This is a genomic window from Bradyrhizobium sp. 155, assembly GCF_023101105.1.
In the GTDB taxonomy this organism is placed as follows: domain Bacteria; phylum Pseudomonadota; class Alphaproteobacteria; order Rhizobiales; family Xanthobacteraceae; genus Bradyrhizobium; species Bradyrhizobium canariense_D.
Map to the genome: position 1 here is coordinate 7,869,633 of NZ_CP064704.1, position 6,160 is coordinate 7,875,792.

4 protein-coding genes are annotated in these 6,160 nt (G+C 63.2%); all 4 read left to right on the plus strand.

The window, feature by feature from the left end:
• Window positions 1-100 precede the first annotated feature (100 nt).
• Window positions 101-1,366 carry a transcription termination factor Rho gene (rho, locus tag IVA93_RS37305; protein WP_007598612.1) on the plus strand — a complete coding sequence of 422 codons (1,266 nt, stop codon included), beginning with the start codon at window positions 101-103 and terminating at the stop codon, window positions 1,364-1,366.
• 309 nt (window positions 1,367-1,675) lie between these two features.
• Window positions 1,676-3,034 (plus strand): tRNA uridine-5-carboxymethylaminomethyl(34) synthesis GTPase MnmE, encoded by a 1,359-nt coding sequence (gene mnmE, locus IVA93_RS37310; protein ID WP_247541463.1) that lies wholly within the window; start codon window positions 1,676-1,678, stop codon window positions 3,032-3,034.
• Between the two features lie 434 nt (window positions 3,035-3,468).
• Window positions 3,469-5,349 carry a tRNA uridine-5-carboxymethylaminomethyl(34) synthesis enzyme MnmG gene (mnmG, locus tag IVA93_RS37315; RefSeq protein WP_018459643.1) on the plus strand — a complete coding sequence of 627 codons (1,881 nt, stop codon included), beginning with the start codon at window positions 3,469-3,471 and terminating at the stop codon, window positions 5,347-5,349.
• A gap of 7 nt (window positions 5,350-5,356) precedes the next feature.
• Window positions 5,357-6,130, plus strand: a complete 774-nt coding sequence (gene rsmG / locus IVA93_RS37320) for a 16S rRNA (guanine(527)-N(7))-methyltransferase RsmG (RefSeq protein ID WP_018459644.1) — start codon at window positions 5,357-5,359, stop codon at window positions 6,128-6,130.
• Window positions 6,131-6,160 lie beyond the last annotated feature (30 nt).

A 6,160-nucleotide genomic window follows, 5' to 3' on the forward strand; every position in this document is an offset into this window, starting at 1 on the left:
CGGCGCTCTCCTTGCCAGACCTGCGGACCTTACCTTTTCGCGTCCGCATTTCAGAGCCTCCTCGCACCCCCCTCCCAGGTTACCCCACAGGACCACCCCAATGCGGGAAATCAAACTCCAGGACCTCAAGTCGAAGACGCCGGCCGAGCTCGTCTCGTTCGCGGAAGAGAATGGGGTCGAGAATGCCAGCACCATGCGCAAGCAGGAGCTGCTGTTCGCCATCCTCAAGCAGCTTGCGCTCGCCGAGACCGACATCGTCGGCGAAGGCGTCGTCGAGGTTCTCTCCGACGGCTTCGGCTTCCTCCGCTCGCCCGATGCGAATTATCTGCCGGGCCCGGATGACATCTACGTTTCGCCCTCGCAGATCCGCCGTTTTGGCCTGCGCACCGGCGACACTATCGAAGGCCACATCCGCAGCCCGAAGGAGGGCGAGCGCTATTTCGCGCTGCTGAAGGTCAACACGCTCAATTTCGAGGACCCGGAAAAGGCCAAGCACAAGGTCAATTTCGACAACCTCACGCCGCTGTTTCCGAATCAGCGCTTCCGCATGGAAATCGACGACCCCACGCGGAAAGACCTGTCTGCAAGGGTGATCGACATCGTTGCGCCGATCGGCAAGGGTCAGCGCGCGCTGATCGTCGCGCCGCCGCGCACGGGCAAGACCGTGCTGATGCAGAACATCGCGCACTCGATCGCGCATAATCATCCCGAGTGCTATCTGATCGTGCTCCTGATCGACGAACGTCCGGAAGAAGTCACGGACATGCAGCGCTCGGTGAAGGGCGAGGTCGTCTCCTCGACCTTCGACGAGCCGGCGGTGCGCCATGTCCAGGTCGCCGAGATGGTGATCGAGAAGGCCAAGCGTCTGGTTGAGCATGGCCGCGACGTCGTGATCCTGCTGGACTCCATCACGCGCCTCGGCCGCGCCTACAACACCGTGGTGCCGTCATCGGGCAAGGTGCTGACCGGCGGTGTCGATGCCAACGCGCTGCAGCGGCCGAAGCGGTTCTTCGGCGCCGCCCGCAACATCGAAGAGGGCGGCTCGCTGACGATCATCGCGACTGCGCTGGTTGATACCGGCAGCCGTATGGACGAAGTCATCTTCGAAGAGTTCAAGGGCACCGGCAACTCCGAGCTGATCCTCGATCGCAAGGTGTCGGACAAGCGGACCTTCCCGGCGATCGACATTTCGCGCTCCGGCACCCGTAAGGAAGAGCTGATCACCGATCCGGTGGTCTTGAAGAAGATGTACGTACTCCGCCGCATCCTGAATCCGATGGGGACGATGGACGGCATCGACTTCCTGCTCGACAAGCTGCGCTCGACCAAGAGCAATTCCGAGTTCTTCGATTCGATGAACACCTGATTGCAGTGCAACATGATCCAAAGGGCGCCTTCGGGCGCCCTTTTTCTTTGTGCGACTTTGTTGCAGCGAGCTGCAGCATGGCGGGGCGTTGTCGTCTGGAGTAGGCGTTGTCTAAGATGTTGATATAATTTATGAATAGCGGATCGAGGGATGCCGCTCATTCCGTTGCAAGTGGTTCTTGCAGTAGACGCTCGCGAATTTATTGCATCGCACTATTGGTTTTGCTGCGAGAATCCAAGCAGCATAATCGCTCGATTTGTCAGCCGAAACGGATGTTTGCCTTTTCCCTTTCAGCCGGACAAATAGGCTATGTATCCGCGAGACCACACCATCTTTGCACTGTCGTCTGGCCGTCCGCCAAGTGCGCTTGCGGCGGTGCGTGTCTCCGGGCCAGGCGCCAGCCTGGTGCTGACGACGCTGGCGGGCAAGCTGCCGGCGCCGAGGCAGGCCAGCCGCCGGCTCCTTCATGACGGCGTGGGCCAGCCGATCGACGATTCGGTGGTGTTGTGGTTTCCGGGGCCCGGCAGCGCGACCGGCGAGGACGTCGCCGAATTTCACGTCCATGGCGGCCGCGCGGTGCTGGCCGCACTGTTTACCGCAATTTCCGTAATTCCGAATATGCGAGCTGCCGAACCGGGCGAATTCACCCGGCGCGCCTTCGAGAACGGCAAGCTCGACCTGACCGAGGCGGAGGGCCTCGACGATCTCATTCATGCCGACACCGACCGCCAGCGCCGCCAGGCGTTGCGGCAGTTGCAGGGTCTCCTCGGCAATCGCGCGCGCGACTGGCGCGAGCGCATCATCGACGCCTCGGCCTTGATCGAGGCCGGCATCGATTTCTCCGACGAGGGCGATGTGCCCGCCGAGTTGAGAGCGCCTGCGGTCAAGGCGATCAGTGCGCTGCATGACGAAATCGCAGAAGTCCTTGCGGCACAGGGACAAGCTGAACGCTTGCGCGACGGCCTGGTGGTTGCGATCGCGGGCGAGCCGAATGTCGGCAAGTCGACGCTGATCAACCAGCTCGCGCGCCGCGACGTCGCGATCGTCTCGCCGCATGCCGGCACGACACGCGATGTGATCGAGGTGCAGCTCGATCTTGATGGCTATCCCGTCACGGTGATCGACACGGCCGGCATTCGCGAGACCAACGATCCGGTGGAGCAGGAGGGTGTTCGCCGGGCGCGAGCCCGAGCCGAAGACGCCGACCTCGTGTTGTGGCTGGTGGAGGCGGGGCGCGCGGTCGATCCGGCCGCAATGCCGTTGCTGGGGAAGTCCGGCAATGCAGGCAGCCGCTCCGGCGGTTCGGTCTGGATCGTGCGCAACAAGATCGATCTCGGCGGGGTCGAGGACGTCGGCCTGTACGGTGAGTTCGGAATCGCCGCCAGCCGGGGGGACGGCATTCCCGCGCTGGTCGATGCTATGGTGAAATTCGCCGCCGACTTCTTCGGAACGACTGAGGGCGCGTTGGTGACCCGGGCCCGGCAGCGGGATTTGCTGCGCCGGGCGTCGGACAGCTTGCGGCGGAGTCTGGAGCTTGTAGAAGACGGCGAGGAGCTTGCCGCCGAAGAGCTGCGCGCTGCGGCCTATGCCTTGGGCCGGCTGCTGGGTCGGGTGGATGTCGAGGACGTCCTGGGGGCGATTTTTCAGAAGTTCTGCGTTGGGAAGTAGCCCTAGTTCTTCATTGTACAACTAGCCTTTGTTCCACTTCTTCGTTTCACGTGAAACACTGCGGTCGCGTTCCGAGACGTTTCACGTAAAACGTGACTCCATTACCCATATTTGCTGGCAAACGTGGCAGCTAAGGGAGCGGGTGAGCGGAGAGATCCCGGATCACTCCGCTCGCGATGATGGGAGTATGCCGCTGCCATCGAGCTTCGAGACCGGGCCGCATCTGGACGTTACGGCCCTTCAGTAGACACTTTATGCGTCGGGAGCTCCGTTTTCTCCCACTGAAAATGATAATCTTTCCAAGGGCGGTTCTACTGTGCCCGGGGTTGTTTTCGCGAAAAACATCTGGGCTCCGCTTGCACCGTTTCACGTGAAACAACCGCCTTTCCAGTTTCCGCTTCCGGCTTCCCCGCCTCTGAGCTAGAAGTCCGTCCATGCGCACAGAGCGAGAGAGCTTCGACGTCATTGTGATTGGCGGCGGCCATGCCGGCTGTGAGGCCGCTTCTGCCTCTGCCCGGATGGGCGCGGCGACCGCTCTGGTGACGCACCGCTTCTCCACGGTCGGCGCGATGTCCTGCAATCCCGCCATTGGCGGTCTCGGCAAGGGCCATCTGGTTCGCGAGGTCGACGCGCTCGATGGTCTGATGGGCCGGGTCGGCGACGCCGGCGGTATTCAGTTTCGCGTTCTCAATCGCCGTAAGGGCCCAGCGGTCCGTGGTCCGCGCGCGCAGGCCGACCGGAAGCTCTATGCGGCCGCGATGCAGGCGGCGATCCGGGAGACCGAGGGTCTTTCCGTGGTCGAAGGCGAAGCGGACGAGCTGATCGTGGTCGAGGGACGGGTGATCGGCCTGCGCCTGGCAGATGGCCGCGAGCTTCGGGCAGGGGCTGTCGTCGTCACCACCGGCACCTTCCTTCGCGGTCTGATCCATCTCGGAGAGAAGAATTGGCCCGCCGGCAGGGTCGGCGAGGCGCCTGCGATGGGCCTTTCGACCTCGTTCGAGCGCGCCGGATTCACCCTTGGACGGCTCAAGACGGGCACTCCGCCGCGTCTGGATGGCACGACGATCGACTGGTCGGCGGTCGAGATGCAGCCGGGGGACGAGCCTCCGGAGCCGTTTTCGATGGTGACCGAGCGGATCACGACGCCGCAGATCCAGTGCGGAATCACCCGAACCAATTCCGCCACCCATGAGGTGATCCGGGCCAATGTTCATCGCTCTCCGATGTACTCCGGCCAGATCAAGAGCTCCGGACCGCGCTATTGCCCCTCGATCGAGGACAAGATCGTTCGCTTCGGCGATCGCGACGGTCACCAGATCTTCCTGGAGCCGGAAGGGCTCGACGACAGCACTGTCTATCCCAACGGCATCTCGACCTCGCTGCCGGAGGACGTTCAGCTCGCCATTCTCGCAACCATTCCCGGCCTGGAGCGGGTGAAGATGGTCCGGCCGGGCTATGCCATCGAATACGACCACATCGATCCGCGTGAGCTCGATCCGACCCTCCAGACCAAGCGCCTGCGCGGTCTGTTCCTGGCCGGCCAGATCAATGGCACCACGGGGTACGAGGAAGCTGCCGGCCAGGGCATCGTGGCCGGGCTGAACGCGGCATTGGCTGCGAGCGGCGCCGCGCTGACAGTGTTCGACCGAGCTGATGGCTATCTTGGCGTCATGGTCGACGACCTCGTCACCCGCGGCATCAGCGAACCCTATCGGATGTTCACCTCCAGGGCCGAGTACCGCCTGACACTGCGTGCCGACAATGCCGATCAGCGTTTGACCGAGAAGGGCGTCGCTCTGGGCTGCGTTGGCAGCGCCCGGACGGTGCATCATCGCGCCAAGATGGACGCCCTGAATGCGGCACGAGCGCTCTCGAAGTCGCTGACGATCACTCCGAACGAAGCGATCAAGCATGGTCTGTCCCTGAACCGGGACGGCCAGCGGCGCTCGGCTTTCGAACTGATGGCCTATCCCGATATTGGCTGGAGCCAGGTCCGTGCGATCTGGCCCGAGCTGTCCGGCATTGATCCCGTCATTGCCACCCATCTCGAGATCGACGCGAAGTACGATGTCTATCTGGAGCGCCAGAGCGCGGACGTCGAAGCCTTCAGGCGGGACGAGGGGATGGTGTTGTCGGACGTCGATTACCAGCAGGTCCCCGGTCTCTCCAATGAGGTGCGGGCCAAGCTGGAGAACGCGCGGCCGTTCACCGTTGGCCAGGCCGGCCGAATCGACGGCATGACGCCTGCCGCGCTCGGCATTCTTGCGGCCTATCTCCGCCGCGAAGCGCGGAAGACTTCCAAAGTAATCGCATAGGTTTCACGTGAAACAGCGCGGGCCGGGCGGCGGCAGATCGTCTTCAGGAAAACCCTCGGCGGGTGAGGGTGCCGGTGTTCGCTCCGAACCGGCGCCTGCCCGGCCAAAGATCGACAAGGCCAGCGCCAACGATCGATCGTGGGACGTCGTCATTGCAGCCGACAAGGTTGCGGCGCTCAACCTCGCGCCTGTTTCACATGAAACGGAAGCCCGGCTCGATCGCTACATCGCACTGCTGCGGGAGTGGCAGGCCAAGACCAACCTCGTCGCGCCCTCGACATTGCCGTACCTCTGGACCCGGCACATCGCCGACTCTCTTCAGCTCGTCGCTCTCGCCCCATCGGCCAAACGTTGGGCCGACCTCGGCAGCGGTGGCGGCTTTCCCGGGATCGTCCTGGCCTGCGCCATGGCCGGGACGGCCGGGGCGAGCGTCCATCTGGTCGAGCGAATCGCCAAGAAGGCGGCCTTCCTGCGCGAAGCCGTGCGCGTCACGACATCTCCGGGAGTCGTACATCTCGCTGAGATCGGGGATAATGTGGATAGAATCACCGGCCCGGTCGATTGCGTCACCGCGCGTGCGCTGGCTCCGCTACATCAACTCATCGGCTTTGCGGAGCCGCTGATGCGCCGGGGCGCAAAGGCGTTGTTTCTCAAGGGTCAAGATGTAGAGTCTGAATTGACCGAAGCCACTAAATATTGGAATATTCAGCCGCAGCTCCACCACAGCCGTACAGGCGACGGTTGGATCGTCGAGCTGGCTTCCGTCGAACGGCGCGGGTGAGGCGTCAGGGGCCGAGTGGGGGAATTTGCG